The sequence below is a fragment of the Delftia sp. JD2 genome (genome assembly GCF_001682645.1).
GTDB classification, from domain to species: Bacteria; Pseudomonadota; Gammaproteobacteria; order Burkholderiales; family Burkholderiaceae_C; genus Comamonas; species Comamonas acidovorans.
The window spans coordinates 1-23,986 of sequence record NZ_LFJT01000060.1 but is presented as its reverse complement, the minus strand read 5'-3'; the positions used below and the strand labels follow the sequence as shown (position 1 = coordinate 23,986).

General features: G+C 54.8%; 19 protein-coding genes, 1 pseudogene and 1 riboswitch. Of the genes and pseudogenes, 6 read left to right on the top strand and 14 right to left on the bottom strand.

The features are described 5' to 3' along the window. Position 1: 1 nt before the first annotated feature. The 8 genes from ACM14_RS30930 to ACM14_RS24450 form a co-directional block, all read right to left on the bottom strand. Positions 2–925, bottom strand: coding sequence for a bifunctional 2-polyprenyl-6-hydroxyphenol methylase/3-demethylubiquinol 3-O-methyltransferase UbiG (locus ACM14_RS30930; RefSeq protein ID WP_217491968.1), 924 nt, complete (start codon positions 923–925; stop codon positions 2–4). Further along, positions 922–3,264 (bottom strand): glycosyltransferase, encoded by a 2,343-nt coding sequence (locus ACM14_RS24485; RefSeq protein ID WP_084027445.1) that lies wholly within the window; start codon positions 3,262–3,264, stop codon positions 922–924. Before ACM14_RS24485 ends, ACM14_RS30930 begins: the two co-directional genes overlap by 4 nt. Before the next feature lie 89 nt (positions 3,265–3,353). Next, complete coding sequence (locus tag ACM14_RS30925; RefSeq protein ID WP_084027444.1) at positions 3,354–4,586, bottom strand: polysaccharide pyruvyl transferase family protein; 1,233 nt, start codon at positions 4,584–4,586, stop codon at positions 3,354–3,356. An 86-nt stretch (positions 4,587–4,672) separates the two neighbouring features. Continuing rightward, complete coding sequence (locus ACM14_RS30920) at positions 4,673–5,980, bottom strand: glycosyltransferase (RefSeq protein ID WP_084027443.1); 1,308 nt, start codon at positions 5,978–5,980, stop codon at positions 4,673–4,675. Between the two features lie 520 nt (positions 5,981–6,500). After that, positions 6,501–8,444, bottom strand: coding sequence for a phosphomethylpyrimidine synthase ThiC (gene thiC, locus ACM14_RS24465; RefSeq protein ID WP_047218741.1), 1,944 nt, complete (start codon positions 8,442–8,444; stop codon positions 6,501–6,503). Positions 8,445–8,709: 265 nt separating this feature from the next. Then, positions 8,710–8,835: riboswitch (TPP riboswitch) on the bottom strand. A gap of 63 nt (positions 8,836–8,898) precedes the next feature. Further along, complete coding sequence (locus ACM14_RS24460; protein ID WP_013803520.1) at positions 8,899–9,561, bottom strand: nitroreductase; 663 nt, start codon at positions 9,559–9,561, stop codon at positions 8,899–8,901. Positions 9,562–9,623: 62 nt separating this feature from the next. Further along, positions 9,624–10,448 (bottom strand): serine O-acetyltransferase, encoded by an 825-nt coding sequence (gene cysE / locus ACM14_RS24455; RefSeq protein WP_017407425.1) that lies wholly within the window; start codon positions 10,446–10,448, stop codon positions 9,624–9,626. A 35-nt stretch (positions 10,449–10,483) separates the two neighbouring features. Then, on the bottom strand, positions 10,484–11,302 hold the full coding sequence (locus ACM14_RS24450; protein WP_065347583.1) for an RNA methyltransferase: 819 nt from the start codon (positions 11,300–11,302) through the stop codon (positions 10,484–10,486). A 216-nt stretch (positions 11,303–11,518) separates the two neighbouring features. Here ACM14_RS24450 and ACM14_RS24445 point away from each other — a divergent pair, with 216 nt between their 5' ends. Then, the gene (locus tag ACM14_RS24445) at positions 11,519–12,433 is read left to right on the top strand and encodes an inositol monophosphatase family protein (protein ID WP_016449664.1); all 915 of its coding nucleotides are present in this window, start codon (positions 11,519–11,521) and stop codon (positions 12,431–12,433) included. Continuing rightward, the gene (locus ACM14_RS31805) at positions 12,393–12,731 is read left to right on the top strand and encodes a hypothetical protein (protein WP_139093492.1); all 339 of its coding nucleotides are present in this window, start codon (positions 12,393–12,395) and stop codon (positions 12,729–12,731) included. The genes ACM14_RS24445 and ACM14_RS31805 overlap by 41 nt, the downstream gene beginning before the upstream one ends. 129 nt (positions 12,732–12,860) lie before the next feature. On the opposite strand, the gene fusA is transcribed toward ACM14_RS31805, so the two are convergent. Next, positions 12,861–14,963 (bottom strand): elongation factor G, encoded by a 2,103-nt coding sequence (fusA, locus tag ACM14_RS24440; protein WP_065347582.1) that lies wholly within the window; start codon positions 14,961–14,963, stop codon positions 12,861–12,863. A gap of 263 nt (positions 14,964–15,226) precedes the next feature. On the opposite strand from fusA, the gene ACM14_RS24435 reads away from it, so the two are divergent. Beyond that, entirely contained in the window at positions 15,227–15,577 is a 351-nt protein-coding gene (locus ACM14_RS24435; protein ID WP_012204227.1) for a helix-turn-helix transcriptional regulator, read from the top strand. Positions 15,578–15,614: 37 nt separating this feature from the next. Here ACM14_RS24435 and ACM14_RS24430 read toward each other — a convergent pair whose 3' ends face one another. Beyond that, complete coding sequence (locus ACM14_RS24430; protein WP_065347581.1) at positions 15,615–15,998, bottom strand: hypothetical protein; 384 nt, start codon at positions 15,996–15,998, stop codon at positions 15,615–15,617. A gap of 141 nt (positions 15,999–16,139) precedes the next feature. Here ACM14_RS24430 and ACM14_RS24425 point away from each other — a divergent pair, with 141 nt between their 5' ends. The 3 genes and pseudogenes from ACM14_RS24425 to ACM14_RS32515 form a co-directional block, all read left to right on the top strand. Continuing rightward, the gene (locus ACM14_RS24425) at positions 16,140–16,433 is read left to right on the top strand and encodes a helix-turn-helix domain-containing protein (RefSeq protein ID WP_065347580.1); all 294 of its coding nucleotides are present in this window, start codon (positions 16,140–16,142) and stop codon (positions 16,431–16,433) included. 248 nt (positions 16,434–16,681) lie between these two features. After that, positions 16,682–18,436: an Eco57I restriction-modification methylase domain-containing protein gene (locus ACM14_RS30915; protein ID WP_139093491.1), complete on the top strand. Its 1,755-nt coding sequence runs from the start codon at positions 16,682–16,684 to the stop codon at positions 18,434–18,436. A gap of 73 nt (positions 18,437–18,509) precedes the next feature. Continuing rightward, positions 18,510–18,738, top strand: a pseudogene (locus ACM14_RS32515) (transposase); the annotation flags it as partial. A gap of 95 nt (positions 18,739–18,833) precedes the next feature. Here the strand turns inward: ACM14_RS32515 and ACM14_RS31800 are convergent. From ACM14_RS31800 to ACM14_RS32165, 4 genes are all read right to left on the bottom strand, one after another. Next, positions 18,834–19,397: an HNH endonuclease gene (locus ACM14_RS31800; protein WP_139093490.1), complete on the bottom strand. Its 564-nt coding sequence runs from the start codon at positions 19,395–19,397 to the stop codon at positions 18,834–18,836. Then, positions 19,394–20,086 carry a hypothetical protein gene (locus ACM14_RS31795; protein WP_139093489.1) on the bottom strand — a complete coding sequence of 231 codons (693 nt, stop codon included), beginning with the start codon at positions 20,084–20,086 and terminating at the stop codon, positions 19,394–19,396. Before ACM14_RS31795 ends, ACM14_RS31800 begins: the two co-directional genes overlap by 4 nt. A gap of 3 nt (positions 20,087–20,089) precedes the next feature. Continuing rightward, complete coding sequence (locus ACM14_RS30910) at positions 20,090–22,792, bottom strand: ATP-binding protein (RefSeq protein WP_084027441.1); 2,703 nt, start codon at positions 22,790–22,792, stop codon at positions 20,090–20,092. 580 nt (positions 22,793–23,372) lie between these two features. Then, the gene (locus ACM14_RS32165; RefSeq protein ID WP_175403302.1) at positions 23,373–23,534 is read right to left on the bottom strand and encodes a hypothetical protein; all 162 of its coding nucleotides are present in this window, start codon (positions 23,532–23,534) and stop codon (positions 23,373–23,375) included. Between the last annotated feature and the right edge of the window lie 452 nt (positions 23,535–23,986).

Sequence of the window (23,986 nt, the reverse complement as noted above, 5' to 3'; positions counted from 1 at the left end):
ATCAGGGAGCCCTCATGACACCGACAGCGAAATCCGATTCAAGAAAACTGTTCGAGATCAACGCATCCTCTATCTGAAACAGCATTTCAAGCAATGCCATTGAACGCGGGTTGCTTTCCACAAAATTTCCAGCAATTCCGTGCAAGGCAAATTGCAATATATTCCCACCACAGGGATTTAATGCACATTCAACAAAGTTCTCGGACAGTACTTTTCGTATATCCTGTGACCTGATGGCCTCGGACGGGTCAACCCTTGCCACTTCAATCGGATCGGGCAGTTGGACTGCATGCTGCACCTTTCCAAAATGTTCCACTTGAAAAGACCGACGATACGCAGGTGGCAGCAATTGAAACGCGCTGGAGATGACGGTACGCTGGAATTCGTTGAACGCAAACTGATTTGCTCCTACGTATTCATTGAAAAACACCCATCCCCCAGGCTTAAGTGCCGCACGAACGGATTGGCAAACCAATTCCAGATGCTTTATGTGGTGCAGAGATCCATTGAACCAGACAGCGTCGTAGATCCCGCTTCCCAGCGGGACGCTTTGAACATCCCTGACAAAATAGTTGATATTGTCTGCCCCCATTGAACGAGCCTCGGCTCTGGCAATATCGATGGCGCCAGAGGCAATATCAATGGCATCAAATTCTCCAAAAGCGTTCAACCGGAACAGTTCGCGTTCCAGAGAGCCACTTCCGCAACCAATGCTCAACATTTTTGCGGAGGACTGCGGGCGATCAAAAAATTCCTCCATGCAATAGGTTCCCCACCATTCATGCCGGGTACCGGCACAGGCCTTTCTCTGAAAACGCCGCTGTACGGCCGGAATGGCAAGCCAGTACAGTTGCGGAGAAAACGCATCGGAGCTCGCCACATTCTTTGACCAGTGCGCCGCGGTAATTTCTTCGTCAGAAATCATGTGAGCCTTTCGGTGTTGCGGTTATTGGTATGGGGCGTCCATGCACCCCACTTTTTCTCGAAATACGCCTGATTCCGGTCCCAGATCGCCTGATACTCACCTGAGTCAATCAGCTTCTTGAACGAAGCTTGTCCATAGTGATGAACAAAGGAGTCTTCCGCACACACAGTCCGATACCCAGCCGCCTGTATTCGGCGGCAGTAGTCATCATCTTCAAACATGCCAATGCCGAACGCTTCATCAAGCTCACCGATTTCATCGAACACCTCACGACGCATTGCCACGCAAAACATGGCCAATACGGAAATTTCAAAGTGACGCCCCTCGTTTGCAATCGTATAGCGAGCGGCAAACTCGTGCATTTGCTCTATATTGACGTAGTCAACGGCGATCTTCGCCTCATTTCCCACGGAGTTGGTTACCGGCCCTACCAGACCTATGTCACTGTTCTGCAAATGCCGAAGCATGGACTCCAGCCAATCGTTGGTGACCACGGTATCGTTGTTGAGGAGTACGACATACTTCCCCTCGGCCTGCGCAATGCCTTGGTTGTTGGCCGCAGCGAAGCCACGGTTTTGATCGTTGATGATCAATTTCAACTTCAAGCCCGGGAATTGACGCTGCATGCTCCGTAGCATGTCACGAGTGTCATCCTGGGAAGCATTGTCCACGATGATCACTTCGTAGTTGGGATACATCGTACGGGCCACAATGCTCTCAATACACTGTCGCGTCAGATCGGCGTTGTTGTAGCTGACGACGACGATGGAACATTTTTCATACAAGGTCTGCAGCGCCTGTTCCATTGAAAGATAGCGGTGGTGCCAGTCATTATTTTTGGCCAGCTGAATTCGGCGCTGGGTCAGACCTGGATCATTTTCCTTCAGCGCAACCTCGACCTTGTTCAGGAAATCCGCATATTCCCGGGCGAAGTAAACGTAGTCTCCATATATTGTCATCTCCTCCAGAGGAACACTGACAACGGGCTTGCCCACGCTTATGTATTCATAGAATTTCACAGGATCCACCGCATGGGTGACCTTGTTCAATTTGAATGGGATCAGGCAGACATCAAAGCCATGCAGATAGCGTGGCATGTATTCGTAGGCCTTCTTCCCCAGCAAGTGCACATTGGGCAACCGATCTATTCCAGCCAGATCCTTGACGAAGCAATCGCCGACAAGCACAAAGCTCCAGTTCGGGCGGTGTGCCGCCAAATAATGCACGAGTTGGAAATCAACCCAGGGAGCCAGTGCACCGTAGAATCCGATGACTGGTTTTTCCAAGTGTGCCAGAAGCTCATTCTTCACACAGTTGGACGAGAAAAATTCAAACTCCACCCCGTTTCTGACCAGGATGCATTTCTTGCTGGCGGCCTGCCACTTCTTCTCAAGCAAGGAAGCCGTGACAGTCACGAGATCAGCTTTGTCGATCAGGATTTCTTCCTCCTGGAGAAGTTGCTGACCTATATCTGGAAAATCTGCCCACTCATCCATGCAATCGTATTGGAGGCGCCAGGCTCGCTTCTGCTGGAGTTCGACCGCCAATGCTGTCCAGTAAGACAGGTGAACAACGATCAGCGCCTCTCTGATCTTGGCGTCCACCATCAACCGTGCCAATGATCTGTTGGCGGCGCCCCTATTTTCCTGAGACATCCTGTGCGCATAGAAGTCTTCGGAATCATGAAACTCAAGCCCTATTTCATAGATATTCGAGGCAACCTGCTTCATGACATACGGTTCGCCTTGTGCCGGCATGATGGAGCGCGCAATATAGAAAATGCGATGCCCCTTGGCCGCGAATTGAGACATGATATGCTGCGGCCGCTGGTAACGGGCAGACCACTCGATGTTGGCAAAACAGACAATATCCATTTTCCCGTTGCTGACCCCAGGAAACAATGCTTGCTCATCTCCTTGCAGAGATTGAAGGGCGTGCAGCTGGCTTGACAGTTGGTTCTTGAGAGACTCCGAGTGCAACAGGGCCTTTAACCGGCTGGGTAGCAGCATGTTCCCCAGGTTTCGAGCCAATCGGGAGCGGTCTGCAATCAGATGCAGGCCATCGACCATCAGGTATCGGAAGCTTTTCCTTCGCCGCTCAAGCGTCAACTTTATTGCAGCAACTTCGCTCCTGAGCCATGCAATCCCCACATCACGCGATGCAATGATATCTTTGCTGTGTTTCAGCTCCCGCTCCAGCTCATCAATGGTCTGTCGCAAGGCGAGGATTTCCCCACGTGAAACTCCAGATTGCCCTCCCATGCCGGACTGATCTACCTCCCCTTCTGGGATACCGACAGTGGAGGAACATAGCGATTGCTCTTCAGTATTATTTTCCATGGAAATTGATAGGATGGATCCGAATCGAATGGCTGGTTGGTATGACCTCGGACGCTCTTTCAATGAATCATCAGCAGGCCTGCATTGACTCAATCAATTTTCCCCTGCAATCCCGTCTCCGCCGTTCCGCTTTTATCACTCTCAAGAAGAAACGGCAGTGACATCAGGAATTTGTTCATTGCGATCCTTGAACTCGAGCCGCTGGACTTGATGGAATCAGCCACCTGGTCCCAATGCTGCCTCACTTCATCCCGCGCATTCGCCATCAAATCCAATGGACTCTTTCGACCAATACGACTGCTCAGCCAGTGTGGATCATCACAATCCATCGTAGACAATGGATACACGGTGCTGAACCTCGACAGTGCGGTGAATTTCCCTATTGAAATATCACTGGGCGTAAATACAGGAATTCCTGCACAAAGTGCAGTTATCGCAAGATGATAACTATGACCAGCAACACCTTCTGATTCTGCGACCAGTGCCGCGAGAACCATGGGCGATGGCCATTCAGGCAGGCTGTAGGTATTTGGCAATTCTCGATCAATGAACGCCTCATGGTCACACAGCACCGGGCCCAGACGCAAGAGAAGAAATTCGAGGTCTGGCAACTCGGAACGAAACCGTTTGATGTGGTCTGTGAATTTTTCCAGATTCTGGGTCGCCTGAATGACTACATAAGGCTTCCTCAGGCCCAGTTGCTCCCTAAGAATTCTGGCCTCTTCTTGCGCAGGGTGGCCATTCATATGCTGACCCAACGAAAATGCCGTGTCGGGAACCAGCTTCACACGGTCATGATCCACGAATTGTTCCAGTGCCTTCTTGCTGGGCTCATCACGCACCGCAATGTAGGGGCTGCACTGCAACACCAAGGAAAGCAACGGATGGCTCCACTGCGGTATTTCATTGCAATGCATGCCCGGAGCATTCCAGATGACCGGTATTCCAAGATGGACCCCGATCAAGGCTGGGGTCAACCAATATCCTGTGGGATGATGAATCCACGCTTCGGTCGGCACATATCCAGGCGCGACGAATGAGTCGAAGCGAATGATGAAACCACCACCTATCAAAATGGCATCGAGTTCAATCGCCATGTTGGGCAGATCGGCAAGAGAAATCACCTTGTATGGCCAATCCTCCAAAGATTTGGCATGGTATGAAAACGGAATCAATTCCACCGAACCCAGCCGTTGCGAAAGCTCCATATCCGCAAGTATCGGAAAAAGCAAATCTCCATAGTTTTGAACGTCAAAAGTACCAAAGATACCTATGCGCCATGGTCTCTTTTTTTCTTGCGTATCTGACTCAAATTTAGTCATATTTTCGTATCCCAAGTGCAGTGCTACCTAAGCTCAAATAATAATGTCGTTAGCAACTTGATTTTCATTTCTCTTCGCAAAATAAATCAGTTGATGCCACCCGAAATATCAGCGACTCGCCTTATGATTTTTGCATATTGAGCTGCTCTTCGATTCCAGGAATATTCTTCAATGGCATCTTCACGGCGTGCCAGCGCGCCTTTTAAACCATTCTCCAGCCACTTTGCATGGAGATCTCTTATTGCCCCCGCTATATGGCCTGATTCGTTACACACAGCCCATCCGGCGCCAACATTCGAAATCAACAGTCCGGCCTCGTCCGTTTCAGACATGGCAATATGCAGTATGGGAACTCCCGCGCCCAAGTATTCATAAATTTTCCCCGGAACCTGAAATGCCTGTCGGTTACCCAGGCTGAGAAGAACGTCACAGCTCTGTTGAGCCATCAGGCAGATGTGATGATTCACGGCCCCATGGAATATGACATGCCCAATTCCTTCGAACAGCGATTGATAGGCAGTGTGATTTCCGTAGAAATCAACCTGAATAGTCAAGTCTTCCAGCGACTTCAGAGCGATGGCAAGTTGCGCTGGCGATCGGAAATCCTCGTAGAAATTCCCTGTGTAGACTATTTTCAGTAGTTCTGAGCACCGATGACCGATATGAGTGCTTTTCTCACCTCTGCTTGGAAAGCCTTGTGTCACGCATGAGAATTTTTCACGGATATCCTGCAGGCCATGGCGATTCATGAACAATTCGGAAGCAGCTTCCGTTGTCACAACGGCGGCGTCGGCCCGCTTGAGCACCATGGCTTCAAAGGCAAGGTCAAAGCGGTAGCGCCATTTTGGCGCATGTGGCGCAACAACCGGGTCGGCCAGATCAGCAATGAGGGGTAGCTGGGAGATCCGTTTGCCTAGCAATCCCAGAATCAGGCTCGCACCAGGCTCATGGGAAGACACAATTGCGTTATATGATTTCGATCCAAGCAACTGGATCAATCGCACCGAGGCAGAAAAAACCCATTCACTCCGGAGATCGGGAAATATGATTCGATCGAGAAACTGCCGACCCCAACGGTATATTTTCAACAAGGTGGTAGTCTGGTGCGATGGATCCACTGGAGCGACCTTGCCTGGAGAGTCCTTCTGATTCTTCAATCTGGACATGAGCAGATAGATGCTCTGCGAAACACCCACATACGGCCCGGCCCATGTTCGATGCACGATCACATCACCATGAAGTTCTTCACTGAATGGAGGTAGCGCCGGCATATTCGGACAGAGCACATGGATTTCAATACCCTGTTTTGCAAATTCGTTTGCCAGATAAAACCATCGCAGCGATTGACCTGAAATTATCGGGGGAAATTCGTAAGCGATCAGGAGAATGCGCATGGTCACTATTCATGGGTCCTGTTTCAGCATTATTCCAGGCGTATTCTTTGTCTCGAGAGGAATTCAATACCCTTTTCGGGAATTCATTTTTCTATCGGTATGCCGCATACGTCGCGCCGCCTCTTACCGCATTTCATATTACCTCAATAAAAAGCATGGCACCACATCTATCTTCAATACGAAGCAACGGCACAAGCGGCCGCCTGGCTAGCAGTTTCTAAAAACGTGTCGCCTGTGCGACGCTTCGTGGCATGAGTTCTTCATCAAAATATTGATAATTTAATTTCGATAGTTGATAACTATTTAAATTCTGCAAATATTCAGCCTTGCGAGGTGCTTGGGCGGCAACTCTCGTATCAGGCCCTGTCGATCAGCGGCTACGCCCTTCGCCTTGAACCCCAAAGCAAAAACACCGCAGGCACATCAGCGCCTGCGGTGTCAGGGATGCGATCCAGCACTGGATCGGCCGCGGGGAAATATCAGCCTACACGGCGCATTCCCGATCAGGAGTCAACGGATTTCAACGCGCCGTCGTATCGCTGCTGGCCGCCACGATGGGGATATAGAACTCCCCGCCGGCACGGTTGAATTCCTCGGCCTTGGCCTGCATTCCGGCGGCAATGCCTTCCTGCTCGGCCACGCCCTTGGCAGCGGCGAATTCGCGCACTTCCTGGGTGATCTTCATGGAGCAGAACTTGGGGCCGCACATGGAGCAGAAGTGCGCCACCTTGGCGCTGTCCTTGGGCAGGGTTTCGTCGTGGTAGGCCTGGGCGGTGTCGGGGTCCAGGCCCAGGTTGAACTGGTCCTGCCAGCGGAAGTCGAAGCGCGCCTGGCTCAGCGCGTCGTCGCGGGCGCGGGCGCCGGGGTGGCCCTTGGCGACGTCGGCCGCGTGTGCTGCGATCTTGTACGCGATGATGCCCTGCTTGACGTCGTCGCGGTCGGGCAGGCCCAGGTGTTCCTTGGGCGTGACGTAGCACAGCATGGCGGTGCCGAACCACCCGATCATGGCCGCGCCGATGGCGCTGGCGATGTGGTCGTAGCCGGGGGCGATGTCGATGGTCAGCGGGCCCAGGGTGTAGAACGGCGCCTCGTGGCAGTGCTTGAGCTGCTCGGTCATGTTGGCCTGGATCATGTGCATGGGCACGTGGCCGGGGCCTTCGATCATGGTCTGCACGTCGTGCTTCCAGGCCAGCTGGGTCAGCTCGCCCAGGGTCTTGAGTTCGGCGAACTGGGCTTCGTCATTGGCGTCCGAGGCGCTGCCGGGGCGCAGGCCGTCGCCCAGCGAGAAGCTGACGTCGTACTGCTTCATGATGTCGCAGATGTCCTCGAAGTGCTCGTACAGGAAGCTCTCGCGGTGGTGGGCCATGCACCACTTGGCCATGATGGAGCCGCCGCGCGAGACGATGCCCGTGCGGCGCTGGGCCGTGAGGTGGATGTAGGCCAGGCGCACGCCGGCGTGGATGGTGAAGTAGTCCACGCCCTGCTCGGCCTGCTCGATCAGGGTGTCGCGGAAGATGGGCCAGGTCAGGTCCTCGGCAATGCCGCCCACTTTCTCCAGCGCCTGGTAGATGGGCACGGTGCCGATGGGCACGGGCGAGTTGCGGATGATCCAGTCGCGCGTGGTGTGGATGTTCTTGCCGGTGGACAGGTCCATCACGTTGTCCGCGCCCCAGCGGATGGCCCAGACCAGCTTCTCGACCTCTTCCTCGATGCTGGAGGTGACGGCTGAGTTGCCGATGTTGGCGTTGATCTTGACCTTGAAGTTGCGCCCGATGGCCATGGGCTCGATCTCGGGGTGGTTGATGTTGGCCGGGATGATGGCGCGGCCGCGCGCCACTTCGTCGCGCACGAATTCGGGCGTGATGATCTTGGGGATGGCGGCGCCCAGGCCGTTGCCGGCCAGGCGCGCCTCGCGCGCGGCGTCCTGCTGGTACTCGGCCATCCATTCGCGGCGGCCGTTCTCGCGCAGGGCCACGTATTCCATCTCGGGTGTGATGATGCCCTTGCGCGCGTAGTGCATCTGGGTGACGTTGCCACCGCTCTTGGCGCGGCGCGGCTGGCGCTGCAGCGATGCGGCCTCGGCCCGCAGGCGGGCCACGCGCTCGTCTTCCTCGCCGCGCTTGCCGCCGTCGTCCAGTGCCTGGCGCAGGCGGCCGGCGTAGTACTCGCTGTCGCCGCGCGACTCGATCCAGGCATTGCGCACGCCCGGCAGGCCGCTGCGCACGTCGATGGCCACGGCCGGGTCGGTGTAGGGGCCCGAGGTGTCATAGACGCTGACCTGCTCGCCATTGGTCAGCTGGATATCGCGCACGGGCACGCTCAGGCCGGCATGCAGGCTGCCTTGCAGATAGCTCTTGGTGGAGGCCGGGAACGGCTTGCGCGACTGCGCCAGCAGGTCGGAAAAACGCTGTGCGTCTGGAGCTTCGCCGGCTGCGGGGGTGAAGATGGAATCGGGAGCGTTCATGTCGGGTTCCTTGCGTTCAAAGCGTCGATCAACAACGCTCCGGGAACCGGACACTCCTTGGGCTGTGCCAAAGGCCGCGCACCGGGCTATGCCAGTGTGGGCCTGCCAGGGCCGTATGGCCTTGGCCCCTGCTTGCCACGCACGCCAAGGCGCACGAGCAGCCTTGGTTGGCAAGGGCCGATGCGCATCGGATGGTGGCCTGCCTGGCCGTTGCGGCCCTGCGTGTATCCGCCGTGGCGGACTTCCATCCTCTGACTTCGGCCCCGCTTCAGGGTCCCGCTCTTCTTCCGCCGGTATCAACCGGATCAAGTTCGTCGGGTTCGCCGCCTGGCCCATGCAGCGCATGGACCGGTTGGCATCTCAGTGCATCAGCACACCCCGGAGCAGAGCGCAGTATAGGGGATGGCAAGGCGCCCTTGCCCTGCGGGTTTGCCCAGGGGCCTGAAAGCCCTGCTCAGTCGAAGCCGCGCATCTGTGCCCATTCGGCCACCGGTGCGCGCGTGGCGCGCCAGCCGTTGATGGGGGCTTCCTTGTCCTCGTAGCCCAGCGCAATGCCAAAGGCCACGTGGTAGCCCTCGGGCAGCGCCAGCGCCTGGGTCACGGCGTCGTTGTAGCGGCGCCAGAAGCCCTGGGCGCAGGTGGCCAGGCCATTGGCGCAGGCCAGCAGCATGAAGGACTGCAGGTAGATGCCCAGGTCCACCCATTGCGGCAGGCCCATGCGCTCGTCCACCGCCACGATCAGGCCCACGGGCGCGCCGAAGAACTGGCCGTTGCGCGCCAGTTGCTCCAGCCGCGCGGGCTTGTCGTCGCGCGGAATGCCCAGCGACTGGTACAGCTCTTCGCCATTGGCAAAGCGCCGGCTGCGGTAGGGCTCCCAGAGATTGGGCGGGTAGGACAGGCCGGGCTGGGCGTCCTGGGGCTCGGCTTCGGCGACGGCGGTGAGCAGTTGCTGCAGCGGCTCGCCCGTCAGCGCCAGCACGCGCCAGGGCTGCAGGTTGCCGCCCGAGGCCGCTTGTGCCGACTGTTCCATCAGGGAGCGCACCAGGGCCGCATCGGGCGACTGGGGCAGGAAGGCGCGCACGGAGCGGCGCGCATGCAAGGCCTGTTCAACGTTCATGCTGGTCGGAGTCTCCGGTCTTCTTGGGGGATCTTGGGGATCTTGGGTGATCTTCTGCAGGCCTACTTGCCCATGATCTGGTCGATCTTGTCCTTCTGGAACGCCTGCGGGCGCTCGGACTCGCAGGGCACGCAGTCGCCCACCTTGCTGCCGGCCGAGAGCTTGGCAATGGCCTCCCACAGCAGCGCGATCTGCTGCTCGTGCGCGGCCGCGCCATCGCTCAGGCCGCGCATGGCCTGGGCCACGGGGTCCATTTCCTGGGTGATGCCGTAGGCCGTGAACGGCTGGGGCGCGGCAGCCGACGGGACCTTGATGGACTCGGCCTTGGCCGATGCCAGGTCGTGCTCGGTCACATCGGCGCTGTGGCCGTTCTTGCTGGCGATGATGCGCGCCGGAATGCCCACGGCGGTAGCGCCTGCGGGCACGGGCTTGATGACCACGGCATTGCTGCCGATCTTGGCGCCGTCGCCCACCTCGAAGCCGCCCAGCACCTTGGCGCCCGCGCTGACCACCACATCGCGGCCCAGCGTGGGATGGCGCTTGGCGCCCTTGTAAAGCGAGGTGCCGCCCAGGGTCACGCCGTGGTAGATGGTGCAGCCGTCGCCGACCACGGCCGTCTCGCCGATGACGACGCCCATGCCGTGGTCGATGAAGACGCGCTCGCCGATGACGGCGCCGGGGTGGATCTCGATGCCGGTGAGCCAGCGGCCGATGTGCGAGATGAAGCGCCCCAGCCACTTGAGGCCATGGTTCCAGCACCAGTGCGCCGGGCGCTGCAACCAGATCGCATGCAGACCCGGATAACAGGTGATGACCTCCCAGGTGCTGCGTGCCGCAGGGTCGCGGTCGAGGATGCACTGGATATCGGAGCGCAGGCGGTCAAGCATCTAGGGGCTGGTTATTGTTGACAAGACCGCTCAGTCTAGCGTTTCGGTGGGGTGCTCTGCAGCATGGCCTTCGCAACACCGCGCAGGATGTGGATTTCCTCGGCGGTCAGTTGCGAGCGGTTGAAAAGCTGGTTGAGGCGCGGCATGAGCTTCTTGGGCGCAGCCGGATCGAGAAAGCCGATATGGGCCAGCGCCTGCTCCCAGTGGCCCAGCATGCCGGCCACCTGGGCCGCGTCGGCACGCTGCGGCGCGGGCGTGTGCTCCACCACGGGAAAGCCGCCCAGCGCCTGGCGCCATTCATAGGCTACCACCTGGATGGCCGCCCCCAGGTTCAGCGAGCCGAACTGCGGATTGGACGGAATCGACAGCGCCACATCGCTGCGGTAGACATCGTCGTTGCTCATGCCGAAGCGCTCGCAGCCGAACAGGAAGGCCACGCCGGACTGGTTGCAGCGCGGCGCGGGAGCCGGTGCCGACACGGATGCATCGGCAGGCGGCGCCGTTTCATCGGGCGCATCGGGCGCAGCCGGCACATCCAGCGCCCCGCTGAGCAGCAGCTCGAAATGCTGGCGCGGCGTGCGCGTGGGCGGGCCGAAGTCGCGCGGCGTCATGGCCGTGGCGCACAGGTGGCTCATGCCGTCCAGCGCCTCCTCCAGCGTCTCGACCACGCGCGCATTGCCCAGCACGTCCAGCGCGCCGCTGGCCCGCTGGATGGTCTCTTCCTTGCGCAGCACGTTGGGCCAGCGCGGGCGCACCAGCACCAGGTCGTCAAAGCCCATGGTCTTCAAGGCGCGGGCGGCGGCGCCCACATTGCCGGCGTGGCTGGTTTCTATCAGTACGAATCGGGTTTTCATGGCATCGCTGGCCTGCCGGCGCCGGCAGAGCCCCCAAGGCGGGACAGGTTGCGCAGCACAAAACGGACAAGGCGGGTAAAATTGCGCGCTATTGTCGCCGCCCCGCATCGCCGGACGCGGCTTTTTCCGTTCTTACCCGCGTCAAACAGCCTGCTTTTGCCAGAGAGGACCGTCCTCTCCTTGCACAGCCGCTGCTCCGCCAACGCCTCACAATCTATGTCGACCAACCTGCATCCCATGCTCAACGTGGCCATCAAGGCCGCACGCGCCGCCGGCGCCATCATCAACCGCGCGGCTCTTGACGTGGAATCCGTGCGTGTCGCACAAAAGCAGGTCAACGACTTTGTGACCGAGGTGGACAAGGCGGCCGAGCAGGCCATCATCGAAACCTTGCTGGGCGCCTACCCGGGCCACGGCATCCTGGCCGAGGAATCGGGCAACGAGTTCGGCGCCAAGAACTCCGACTACGTCTGGATCATCGATCCGCTGGACGGCACCACCAACTTCATCCACGGCTTCCCCGTGTACTGCGTGAGCATTGCCCTGTCCTTCAAGGGCAAGGTGGAGCACGCCGTGGTGTACGACCCCTCGCGCAACGACCTGTTCACGGCCACGCGCGGCCGCGGCGCCTACCTGAATGACCGCCGCATCCGCGTGTCCAAGCGCATCCAGCTCAAGGACAGCCTGATCTCCACCGGCTTCCCCTTCCGCCGTGGCGACAACTTCAAGCAGTACATGAACATGCTGGGCGACGTGATGCAGGAAACCGCAGGCGTGCGCCGCCCCGGCGCCGCCGCGCTGGACCTGGCCTACGTGGCAGCCGGCTTTGCCGATGGCTTCTTCGAAAGCGGCCTGCAGATCTGGGACGTGGCCGCCGGCAGCCTGCTGGTGACCGAGGCTGGTGGCCTGGTCGGCAACTTCACGGGCGAGGCGGATTTCCTGGAACAGAAGGAATGCCTGGCGGGCAATCCGCGCATTTATGGTGCGCTGGTCGGCATCGTTGGCAAGTACAGCAAGTTTGCTTCGGCTGGTGAGAAGGCTGGTGTGCGGCAGGCGCTGTCTGATTCTGGAGAGGCGGCTCCCGTCGCTGATGCTGAAACTGCTGAATCTGAGCAGCAGCCTGAGGCTTGATTCCGGCTTCTCCTCTCTTATGAAAAACAGCTCCTTGAAGGAGCTGTTTTTCGTTGGGCGCGGGTTCGGTGCGCTTTTTGCCCCTGCCGGGGGGTTTCTTTTCGAGGCCGGGTCTCGGCCCGGCGGCCGACTGCCCTTTCTTGATTCGCCAAGAAAGGTCAGATCAAAGAAGGCGACCCGAATGTCCACGTCCCTTCGCTTCGCTGCGGGCAACCTGCGCCGGGCCGCCTGCGGGGTTCGCCGTGAAACTCTCTTCGCGCTGCGCGCTACGTTCAAACAATCACGGCAAGTCAGATGACGAGGCAGTCCTGTCCTGCGGCAGGACTGCAACCCCGCAGGCGGCCCGACGCAGGCGTGGACATACGGGAGGGCCACGGCCACGGCCACGGCCATGGCCTCACGGCCTGGCCTGTGGCGCGGAGCTCTTTTACTTGGAGCGCGCGTTGATCACGGCCTCGGCCACGTTGCGCGGTGCTTCGGCGTAGTGCTTGAACTCCATGGAGTAGGTGGCACGGCCTTGCGTTTGCGAGCGCAGGGAGGTGGCGTAGCCGAACATTTCGGACAGCGGCACTTCGGCCTTGATGGACTTGCCGCCGCCGGCCATGTCGTCCATGCCCTGCACCATGCCGCGCCGCGAGGACAGGTCGCCCATGACGGTGCCGGCGTAGTCTTCGGGCGTCTCGACTTCCACGGCCATCATGGGCTCCAGGATGACGGGGCTAGCCTTTCTCGCCGCTTCCTTGAAGCCGAAGATGGCCGCCATCTTGAAGGCCATTTCGTTCGAGTCCACGTCGTGGTACGAGCCGAAGGTCAGCGTGACCTTGACGTCCACCACGGGGTAGCCGGCCAGCACGCCACTGGTCAGGGCCTCGACCACGCCCTTTTCCACCGCAGGGATGTACTCGCGCGGCACCACGCCGCCCTTGATGGCGTCGACGAACTCGAAGCCCTTGCCGGGCTCCTGCGGCTCCACCGTGAAGACCACGTGGCCGTACTGGCCCTTGCCGCCGGACTGGCGCACGAACTTGCCGTCCACATCGGTGACTTTCTTGCGGATGGTCTCGCGGTAGGCCACCTGGGGCTTGCCCACGTTGGCTTCCACGTTGAACTCGCGCTTCATGCGGTCCACGATGATTTCCAGGTGCAGCTCGCCCATGCCGGCAATGATGGTCTGGCCCGATTCCTCATCGGTGCGCACGCGGAACGACGGGTCTTCGGCCGCCAGGCGCGACAGGGCAATGCCCATTTTTTCCTGGTCGGCCTTGGACTTGGGCTCCACGGCCTGGGCGATCACGGGCTCGGGGAAGACCATCTTCTCCAGCACGATGGGCGCGGACGGGTCGCACAGGGTCTCGCCCGTGGTCACGTCCTTCAGGCCCACGCAGGCGGCAATGTCGCCGGCGTGGATTTCATCGACCTCCAGGCGTTCATTGGCATGCATCTGCACGATGCGGCCGATGCGCTCCTTCTTGTCCTTGACGGAGTTGAGCACGCTGTCACCCTTGTTGAGCACGCCCGAGTAGACGCGCACAAAGGTGAGCTGGCCCACGAAGGGGTCGGTCATCAGCTTGAAGGCCAGGGCAGAGAACTTCTCGCTGTCATCGGCATGGCGCACGATGATGGAGCCGTCTTCCGCATGGCCCTCCACGGGCGGCACTTCCAGCGGGGAAGGCATGAGTTCGACCACGGCGTCCAGCAGGCGCTGCACACCCTTGTTCTTGAAGGCCGAGCCGCACAGCATGGGCTGGATCTCGCCCGCAATGGTGCGCAGGCGCAGGCCGCGCAGGATGTCGGCCTCGGGCAGGTCGCCCTCTTCCAGGTAGCGGTTCATCAGGTCTTCGCTGGCCTCGGCAGCCGCTTCCACCATGGACTCGCGCCACTTTTTGGCGTCTGCCACCATGGCGGCGGGAATGTCCTGGTACTCGAACTTCATGCCCTGCGTGGCCTCGTCCCAGATGATGGCCTTCATCTTGAGCAGGTCCACCACGCCGGTGAACTGCTGCTCTGCGCCAATGGGCAGCACGATGGGCACGGGGTTGGCCTTGAGGCGGTCCACCATCATCTGCCGCACGCGCAGAAAATCCGCGCCCGTGCGGTCCATCTTGTTGACGAAGGCCAGGCGCGGCACCTTGTACTTGTTGGCCTGGCGCCAGACCGTCTCGGACTGCGGCTGCACGCCGCCCACGGCGTCATAGACCATGACGGCGCCGTCGAGCACGCGCATGGAACGCTCCACCTCGATGGTGAAGTCCACGTGGCCCGGGGTGTCGATGATGTTGATGCGGTGCTGGTCAAAGCGGCCGTCCATGCCCTTCCAGAAGCAGGTGGTGGCCGCCGAGGTAATGGTGATGCCGCGCTCCTGCTCCTGCTCCATCCAGTCCATGATGGCGGCGCCTTCGTGCACCTCGCCCAGCTTGTGGCTCACCCCGGTGTAGAACAGGATGCGCTCGGTCGTGGTGGTCTTGCCGGCATCGATGTGCGCGGAGATACCAATGTTGCGATAGCGTTCTATGGGGGTATGGCGGGCCATGAAAGGACTCCTGGGTGCTACGAAAGCGTAAGTGCGTGATCTGCCGGTTCGAAGGGTCGGATTCTCGCGGGGGTTGAATGAGGGTTGATGACAATTGGAATGTACGAAGACAATCGTACTATCTTCCGCAACTTCTTGCAGAACGATTCATGTTTTCACCACGCCATGCCCCTGTCTGCCAGATAACTGCCCGCGCCACGCCGCATCAGCGACGTGCGGCATTGCTTCCATGGCACAGTGGCGCCCCATCGACTGGACGATTCATGCTTGCCAACCACCCCGACCGCGAACAGATACGCCTGGAAAACCTGCTCAACGCCCTGGGCAACCCCCTGCGCCTGGCCGTGGTGCGCGCGCTGGCTGCAGGCCATGAGCGCGCCTGCGGCTCGCTCTTGCAGGGCCAGTCCAAATCAACCATGACCCACCACTGGCGCGTGCTGCGCGACAGCGGCGTGATCTGGCAGCGCCCCGATGGCCGCGAAAACCTGCTCTCCCTGCGCCGCGAAGACCTGGACGCACGCTTTCCCGGCCTGCTGGACGCGCTGCTGCAGGCCCTGGCCGAAGACCCGCTGACCGAGCAGGCCACGGCGGCCCACCTCAAACCCTGCCCTTGAAGCCCCGCCCCTGCAACGCAGGCGGCAGCCCTGCGCCCTACCCCTTCACGGCAAGCGCCACAGCAACGCCCTCATCCGCAAACCGCTTGGCCGCCTTGAGCAGATAGCTCACGGCATAGAGGATGGGGTCATCGGCCTCGTCGCCATTCAGATGGTCCACCACCTCGACGGCATAGCCCAGGTCCACCGCCGTGTCGTGCAGCAGGCCCAGTAGCTCCTTGTCCTGCGGCTCCAGCGACTGCGCCTGATCGGCCTTGGCGTAGTAGATGCGCAGCAGGTCGCGGCACACGCAGTTGATGGCCGTGACCTTGTGGCGAGCGTGCAGCTCCAGCACTTCAAGGGCAGCGCCCAGGTGCAGGACGGCGTCGATGGCCAGGTCGTCGAGGTTGGGTTGAGAAACGGTGCGGATGTCTTGATCCATCGAAGCCTCCTCTGATGATTGAAGCCTGCGTCTCGGCCTCGTACCGAGCTGTGCCGGATGCAAGGCAGCAGCAGCCCAAGATCAACAAAAGAGTTAAATATAACGTGGTTTAAATTGCATCAAAAACTGACGCTCTTGCCCATGCAAAAGCGTCCTGTCAAACGCGGCCGTCCAGTCGGCGCCACTTCATTTGATGCAGACATTGCCCGGGCTTTCGGCGCGGCGGTGCGCGCCCTTCGCAACGAGCGCGGCATCTCCCAGGAATCACTGGCCAACCTCGCCGATATCGAGCGCTCTCACATGGGCAAGGTGGAGCGTGGGGAGCACATGCCGACGCTGGTCATCGTGTTCAAGATTGCGCGGGGGCTGGGGTGTAGCGCGGCTGAGGTGATGGGGAGGGCTGAGGAGATGTTGGGAGGGCCGGGTTCGGTGTAGCTCTAGACCCGTGAAAGAGCAACACTCACAGCTAGTACCTGCGATGGGCACAAACTAAACGAACTTCTGATCTCAAAGATCCGCACTCACACGTACAGGCAACCCCAACATGGGAGAGCCTGCGGTAACCCTCGGCAGTTGTCGCGTAAGCTCCGTATGTGTACCTCGTGTTGGAAATCGAGGACCAGGGTGCGCAGGCCTGCTAGGAGCTTATGCGTCTTTTTTGAAAACAACATTGTGGCAATCCGGTGATACCTGCAGCTAGGCTTAAATTTTTACGTCGAGTCCGTGAACTAGGGAAACTTATCGGCAACCATTCCCAAGATGCCGAGGCGCTCGTCAAAGTTGTGCTCTATTACTGGCAGAAGGCGGACTACCCTCATTTAGCTGCCCGCATGCCTCAGGGCTGTAAAGATTTAATAGCACAGGAATCAGTCCAGCAGTTTGCAGAGTGGCTCCGTACCCAAGAGATCTTCAATGAAGCTGCTTATTGGCTGGCAACTGCTTATGCAATATGGGTAGGTTCCGAAACCAGAACAGCCAGATCACTTTTCTTCACACCACCACGACTTGCCGATCGTGTCATTAGCAATCTTGTAAATCATGGTGCCAGCTTAAATGACGACCACTGGCATGACCCAGCGTGCGGCGGCGCAGCTTTCCTCGTACCTATTGCTCAGCGCATGGCTGAGTCTCATCTACTAAGCGGAAAAAGCCCCAGTGAATCATTGAAGTGGATCGAAACCAAACTAAGTGGAAGCGACCTTGATGAAACACTTATATACCTATCTCAGCAATTTTTGCTGATGGCATTATCGCCTCTCATAAAGCAAGCTGGTTATCAGCCTTCTATCGTCATCAGGCACACTGATGGCCTCGCGGCGAAAGGACCTCTCGGCCAGTACGACGTTGTTGCGTGCAACCCACCTTATCGAAAACTAAAAGCACATGAGGTACAAAAATATGCAGATCAATATCGTGACATCCTAGAAGGTCAGCCAAATATTTATGGCCTATTTATCGACAGATCTTTGCGACTAACCCGACCTGGGGGGCATGTTGGACTACTAACACCGACAAGTTATCTCTCGGGCCAATACTTCTCAAAGCTTCGAGCAAACCTTCTATTAAGGTCAAACATATTGCAAATCGACATGCTAAGCAATAGATCTGCAACTTTTTTAAATGTAGAACAGGAAACCACTGTCACCACTCTTCGCCCATGTTCAACTACAAATTCAGCCATGACATCAACCAGTGTTTATGTATTGGAAGATTCAGGGGAATTTGCGAGTACTGGCGTCTATCGCCTCTCAAACTCTGGGAAGCCCTGGGCAATACCTCGCGCAGTGAATGATGCCAACACGCTGATTAATGCGGAGAATTCGCCGTTTAGGCTCGTAGACTATGGTTATATTGCTCGAATAGGAAGTCTCGTCGCATATCGAGATACTCGCACCAGATTCAAAACCAAAGAGAAACTAACACTAGGACGCATTGCACTTCCTTTGGTATGGGCAACAGATATTTCCCCCTCAGGCAATTTCATCCATGGCCGCGAGCAAAGGATTTCCAGATCTGAACTTTTCGTAGCCGTGGACTCTATTAATGCAGCGGGAATTTCAACCTTGCCATCAGTTCTCCTGCAACGACTAACGTCAAGCGACCAAAGCAGAAGACTCGTATCTGCGCCAATCCCAAAAGAATGGCTTGCCACACATAGTGGATTCGTCTGTGAAAATCATGTAATTATACTTGAGCAACATGAAGATAAAGGTTGGTCCCCAGAAGACTTTTCCAAACTCCTTCGCACCAAAGTTATCGACTGCGTTTTTCGATCTATTTCAGGAGCAAGCAACGTCTCAATCTTCGAACTGAACGCGCTGCCTTTACCTTGCCCCTCAACTCTAAAAAAGATGTGGACTGACTCTAAAAGTCAAGAGGAGCTAGTGACAAATGCTTATCAAGCAGTGAGATTTACGCCAAAAAACTGCGCGCCTTAGATTGGCTAACACCACGTCCTCAGACGCCCTCAGCAAAGCAGTTATGTTCGCTGCCATCATCGCACGGTGACACATAAGCAAAGAACTGTCGCGATAGCTACAACCCCTGATCCGAGCCTTCGCGCCTTCTCTGCGCACGCTCGCTAACCGATGCAGCCGCCATCAATGGCATCCTATTCGTGCTGTAAACAGGTATTCCCTGAGAAGACCTTACCCAAATACTTGGCAGCATGACTTGCCGGCAGCGCTTGCGCGACTGTAACTCCGCTGGTTGCTGGCAGCAGTTGCACCAAGGCATGCTGGCCTGACCTGCCAACCCTTGGACCTCTCTACTAATGATTGGTAAGTCAGCAAAGGACAGGTCATATATACCCTTGGTGATCGGTATTTCTATAATTTACTTCGTTAAATAGTGAAAATAAGCCCTAAACTCTTTTGTCAATTTAAAATATAGTTTATAAAATTCCAATTCGCTTTCTTTTTCCAAAGTACTTTCTAATTCCTCCAACTCTTTCAATAGCTTGTCAGATTTCTCAAGCACCCAAATTACCCTGTAGCGAGCAAGCCCAAGCTTGAGCTTCTTATGCATATAAATAGCTTCTCGGCTTTGTTCATTCGGGTAAATTGTCCCGTACGCATCTCTATAAAAGTGTTGATTATAGTCAGTGGTGCAGGGATCCAAATAATTATTTGGATCGTCATCCGATTTCAGAATATTTACGTAAGAACATGCGTATACGAGATTCGAATACGTCGTTTTTAATTGAGGAAACTTCTTGTGTGGTTTGAAATGATCAATATGAAACGTCGTTAGACCACCGAACCACATATGATGACTATCCGTATAACCACATCTATTATTAAAATCACTTGCTAAGTATTGTTTATAGCTGCCGTATGTGCTGTAGGTCTTTGTGCAGCGCCTTTGGGGAGACAATTCACGAAATTGAACTTTAGTCATGGCTGGCCTCTCTTCATCTTAAGAATCTCTTCCGCCTTCGTGATCAATGCATCCAACCTTTTTATGTTAGAAGTCACGCGCAGTTCGTCCGGCATCTTTGATTTCATGTCGATATAAGACTCCAAAATTGAATCGAGCTCTATGAGGCGCGTTTCCTCCTTTAGACTCAACTCTTCAGATCTTCTTTTATCAATAATGGCATCAAATTCTGCTGACGCAGCTTCAATAAATTGCTTATGAGCCAATACTTCATAATAGACTTTGTCAGAGAACGTCAAATGCTGGGCATCCGGCGGACTTTGATCCCCACTTCTACTCTCTTTGAAACTTCCGTACTTTTCGTAAATTAACTTGACATCATGGCCATCGCGAGCCGCATCGTCGCCCAATGACGTAGCTATGAATACAGGAAAATTCTTGCGTCTGCTCAGAAGTTCACGAGCGATATCTCCTCCATTAAATTCGACTGTGTACACTGATGGCAGATCGCTTTTTTTGTCGTTTAGCGAAAAGTCTGTAAGAACAACATCTGGATTCGCCTCAAAAATCTTCTCCATCATCTCTTCTAGGGTTGGAGGTGGAAAAATATAAGTTCCAGTAAAACGCTCTTTATTCACATCCAAAAAATCCCTTTTGAAGCTGCGATGTGCCGCTTGCTCTTCATCAATAAAAAGGATGCTATAAGTCATATACTAGCCTTTACTCTTATATTTTTGAGGAAAATCAAATGAAATATTAAAACCGAGATGCTCTGATTTGGGATGCAGCTTGACATTAGCTTGATATTCTTCGGAAATGACCTTTACTATCCACATTCCTAGCCCAGTTCCCACTTCTTGCCCAACAGAATCCCTTTTTGTTGTGTACATCGGCTTAAAAATAATATTTGGGTCGGTCAAATGATCTGGCAGGCCCGGCCCTGTATCCATATACTCCACGCCAATCTTGGCTTCCGATTCTGTGCATTTAATGAATATCTTTCGCTCTCCTTGGATTTTTGATAACTTAAATGCCTCAATTGAGTTGACTAGTAAATTTAGGAAAATACTATCAAAATCAATTTCAAATATTTTCATCTTCAAGTCATCCGGGCAATCGACAAACAACTCGATTCCACGCTCTGAAAGCGTCTCTCTCCAGCCCACTTCTATCGACTTGAAGAATTGATCTAAAAATATCTGCTTTCGTTTTCTCTTATCTTTTCTAGCAAAACCGAGTGAAAATCCCAGCCACATTGAAATATTTCGATCATCTCTTTTCATCTCCTTGATAAATTCGAATGGATTATCAAAAATATCCGAATTTTCGAAATCAACTGGAGTTACTTTATGAGCCAACAGGTCTGTTAGCTCATCAAATCGAGTATTCAGGCTATCTTTGGTTTTACTCAAGTCATGTCCGAACGAAGCGGCCACGATACCGCTGCTAGCCATTCCGCGCAAGAGCTTCTGCTCTTCCAATAGTTTCTCATTCTCTTCAGCCACGCCTTCGACATAACGGACCAAAATTGCAAGATCGTCTTCTTGCTGATTGCTATCGCTGCTGCTACCGTTGCTGTTATTGCTGCCGCTACCGAAGGTATTATCAGTGACACCATCTTTATTTTCGTCGCTGCTGGCATTTGTACTTCTTATTTCGACGCCAGTCACTGCACGTGACTGAGTTTTTTTTCTTCTCTCCTGTTCTCGTTTAATAATTTTCTTCGCCAGATTCTCCGTTTCCTCATTCGTTTCAGCGTTGCTGGAAGGATGACTCTTCCAATATGCAGAAAATTCCTTGGCAATTGAAGATCGATCCTCTTCAAACTTCGCAACAATACTAATTATCAAATTCTTGAAGACACGAAAAGTCTTCGTTTCTTGAAGACCATCTCGACTCGACTTATCCTCGAATTCAAGATTAGTTAAACGCGAAATCCGAATAGCACCAGCTACGTTCTCGGGCCGTACCTTATAGCCATTAGTATCCTTGGCGACCCCTGCAGGATTGGAAGATTGCCTCAAACCTAAACCAAGCCAATCGAATGCTGCCTCCTTAATCTCTCCATATGGCCTCACCCTAAAATTATCTCGGTATATCTTTACTCCAGCGAATTGTTTGAGCCAATCTTTTCTCCTCTTATCCGATATATTTTTATAGAAAAATCTCGCGGAATCCCTACTTGTAGATGTTCGTTTTAAAAAATAGAAATTAAAATCGAAAGCCCCTATTTTACTGAGATTACCGTCATTGTCATTAAACCCAGAAAGCAGCTCAGAGAAGCTATAAGTCTTCTGCCATTTTCTATCTGGAAAATTTGGTATATTATTCTTAGTACTATCCAAATCGTAGAAGTCGGATGGTATTTTTTCAAAATCATACTCTTCTCGAAAAATAGTGATCTCAACTTCTTGATTGTTATTTGCTCTCGCCTCAACTTTGTAGTCAAAGTCCTCACAATCCGGACCGAGAATTTCTCCATACCTATTTGACTCTAGAGAAGAAATCAAGAATATACGGAAATTTTCAATATCTTTAGGAGGAACTAATATCTCCAAATCCTCAAAAACTTGTGTAACTAGTTCTTGATTCCAGTCGTCATTTAAGTTCGTTATCTTTAATACGGTACCATGTGAAAAGTTGTCAAATTCCTCCAATTTTGGCAAACCTTCCTTGGTTCCATAATCTATCTTTTCTAGCCATTGCCAAAGATATCCCAAATCAAAATCGTACTCTGCGCTACGTGTAGACGAAATCAAGTCGGAATTTTTCAATGCGTCCAATGAGGCAGTCACAGCATCGATCGTCTTACGCCCTCCCTCGAAATCACGCCAATCTACGCTCCAGATGCTCCCATCTAGCGGAACGTCTGTTGCGGCAGAATACTTCTTGAGATCTGGAATGGTGGTCATCGTGCACTTCGCACCAAGCTTGTCAAGAGCGAATCGGCCGATTCCTTTTGCCCCGGATTTAACACGTTTGGACTTCGTGTGATAATCGAAAAGTTTGTTATCAGTGCCAATAGTCATCCAATGATTCAGAATGATGTCTCGCGACATTCCATCTCCGGCGTCTATTATGTACAATGTGCTTAGTTTTTTTATCCTCCTCTTAAATGCATTAAGATACCGAGGTGAGGCCATTGCATTCAGTATGTAATTACTGCCGGACTTTTCATAGAGACGATTGAAATAGGATTGCTTAATCCCTTCCGAAATCATTCTTAACTTCTGCTGCTCACTAAGTTTTTCATGAAGAACTGCGAGCTTGTTATCAACATAAATGAGGCAAAACGGGCTGTCAGCATCGTAACAGTTTTTCACCAACTCAATAATTGCCCCCTTGGAGTTGGCTATATTTTCCCGTCCTATCAGAATCGCAGCCCTAGCTGATACATTAAATGGAATTTTAGTCATAATTTTTCTAATCCTAGATTTTTCTCTGCGTCAGCAAATGGCGAAAATCATTCAGCGATTTATATTTCAACTTCCAAATATTAAATCTTGAATGCTGATTTGCGAAGACATAATAATACATCCAACCATTCCTCTCAAATATTTGTATTACCCCTCGTCAATTGACTAACCATCATTCATAACATTTAACGCTGACTTCTCCCATATGCAATCACTCCCAAACTGGGGTTGAGCGACATGCCATCTGTTGATCTGACCTCTTCTTGATGAAATCGCTTGGGTTCAGCTTGCCGAGCGAGTTGTGCGGAAGGTGATGGTCGTAGTCATGTTGCCATGCCTTCAGCATCTCACAAGTCTCCTGCATTGTGATGAACTCAATTCAGGAAATCGTCAAGCAGGCAGCCATTGAACGACTCGATCAGCCCATTGTCCATGGGCTTTCCTACACACCTGCCGGTAAGCCGGAAGTTGGACGCTAGAGACACGCTCTCGCGACTCCACTGATCGATCACCGTGAGCGCTCGGAATGCCAGCCCATCGAGTATCTGGTCACGCACGCACTCCATGCTCCACCGCTGATTCAGGCCCGTCGCTTGGTGTCGGGCGACCATGCTGCAAGACTGATGCGCTTGCCGCGCTTGACCTTCATGCGAAGCTGCAAGCCTTCCAACCGAGCAGGGCGATAGAGCCGCTTCTTTCTGACATGCCAGCCCTCAAGCTTGATCATGACCAGCACGCGCAAATACCCGACTCATAGACGGCCCATCGCGATCTCTCTGATGCGCAGACGTAGTGCGCTTTGATCGCGGGCCTCACTCTTCTGACACCAGACTGAGGGTCGCGGCAGCGCCAACCGACACGACTTTCGTACATCCACCGGCCAGCTCACGCCGCTTGACAGCTTTCAGAGCTTTTTTCCAACGCCCCCCTGCAAGATCTGTTTGTCCAGGGGCAGGTTGGCAACGATGCGTTTCAACCTAGCGGTTTCGTCCTCGAGCATCTTCAGGCTTTGAACTCCGTCACGCCCAAATCTCCTGACTTCTTTTTTCAGGTGTACGTCGCATCGAACACGCCGATGTGGCAACAGACAATTTGCTATACAGCAAATATCTGGAAAAACCATAATTCAGCTGCTCTACAAAGATCCGCTCAGTGAGGCGTGCACGGGCTAGACCGTGACCCAAGCCCCCCCCC

What these genes read in the sequence shown, in the direction of transcription:
- ACM14_RS30930 (WP_217491968.1), bottom strand. Translation starts at nt 925, where the DNA reads ATGATTTCTGACGAAGAAATTACCGCGGCGCACTGGTCAAAGAATGTG.
- ACM14_RS24485 (WP_084027445.1), bottom strand. Translation starts at nt 3,264, where the DNA reads ATGGAAAATAATACTGAAGAGCAATCGCTATGTTCCTCCACTGTCGGT.
- ACM14_RS30925 (WP_084027444.1), bottom strand. Translation starts at nt 4,586, where the DNA reads ATGACTAAATTTGAGTCAGATACGCAAGAAAAAAAGAGACCATGGCGC.
- ACM14_RS30920 (WP_084027443.1), bottom strand. Translation starts at nt 5,980, where the DNA reads ATGCGCATTCTCCTGATCGCTTACGAATTTCCCCCGATAATTTCAGGT.
- thiC (WP_047218741.1), bottom strand. Translation starts at nt 8,444, where the DNA reads ATGAACGCTCCCGATTCCATCTTCACCCCCGCAGCCGGCGAAGCTCCA.
- ACM14_RS24460 (WP_013803520.1), bottom strand. Translation starts at nt 9,561, where the DNA reads ATGAACGTTGAACAGGCCTTGCATGCGCGCCGCTCCGTGCGCGCCTTC.
- cysE (WP_017407425.1), bottom strand. Translation starts at nt 10,448, where the DNA reads ATGCTTGACCGCCTGCGCTCCGATATCCAGTGCATCCTCGACCGCGAC.
- ACM14_RS24450 (WP_065347583.1), bottom strand. Translation starts at nt 11,302, where the DNA reads ATGAAAACCCGATTCGTACTGATAGAAACCAGCCACGCCGGCAATGTG.
- ACM14_RS24445 (WP_016449664.1), top strand. Translation starts at nt 11,519, where the DNA reads ATGTCGACCAACCTGCATCCCATGCTCAACGTGGCCATCAAGGCCGCA.
- ACM14_RS31805 (WP_139093492.1), top strand. Translation starts at nt 12,393, where the DNA reads ATGCTGAAACTGCTGAATCTGAGCAGCAGCCTGAGGCTTGATTCCGGC.
- fusA (WP_065347582.1), bottom strand. Translation starts at nt 14,963, where the DNA reads ATGGCCCGCCATACCCCCATAGAACGCTATCGCAACATTGGTATCTCC.
- ACM14_RS24435 (WP_012204227.1), top strand. Translation starts at nt 15,227, where the DNA reads ATGCTTGCCAACCACCCCGACCGCGAACAGATACGCCTGGAAAACCTG.
- ACM14_RS24430 (WP_065347581.1), bottom strand. Translation starts at nt 15,998, where the DNA reads ATGGATCAAGACATCCGCACCGTTTCTCAACCCAACCTCGACGACCTG.
- ACM14_RS24425 (WP_065347580.1), top strand. Translation starts at nt 16,140, where the DNA reads ATGCAAAAGCGTCCTGTCAAACGCGGCCGTCCAGTCGGCGCCACTTCA.
- ACM14_RS31800 (WP_139093490.1), bottom strand. Translation starts at nt 19,397, where the DNA reads ATGACTAAAGTTCAATTTCGTGAATTGTCTCCCCAAAGGCGCTGCACA.
- ACM14_RS31795 (WP_139093489.1), bottom strand. Translation starts at nt 20,086, where the DNA reads ATGACTTATAGCATCCTTTTTATTGATGAAGAGCAAGCGGCACATCGC.
- ACM14_RS30910 (WP_084027441.1), bottom strand. Translation starts at nt 22,792, where the DNA reads ATGACTAAAATTCCATTTAATGTATCAGCTAGGGCTGCGATTCTGATA.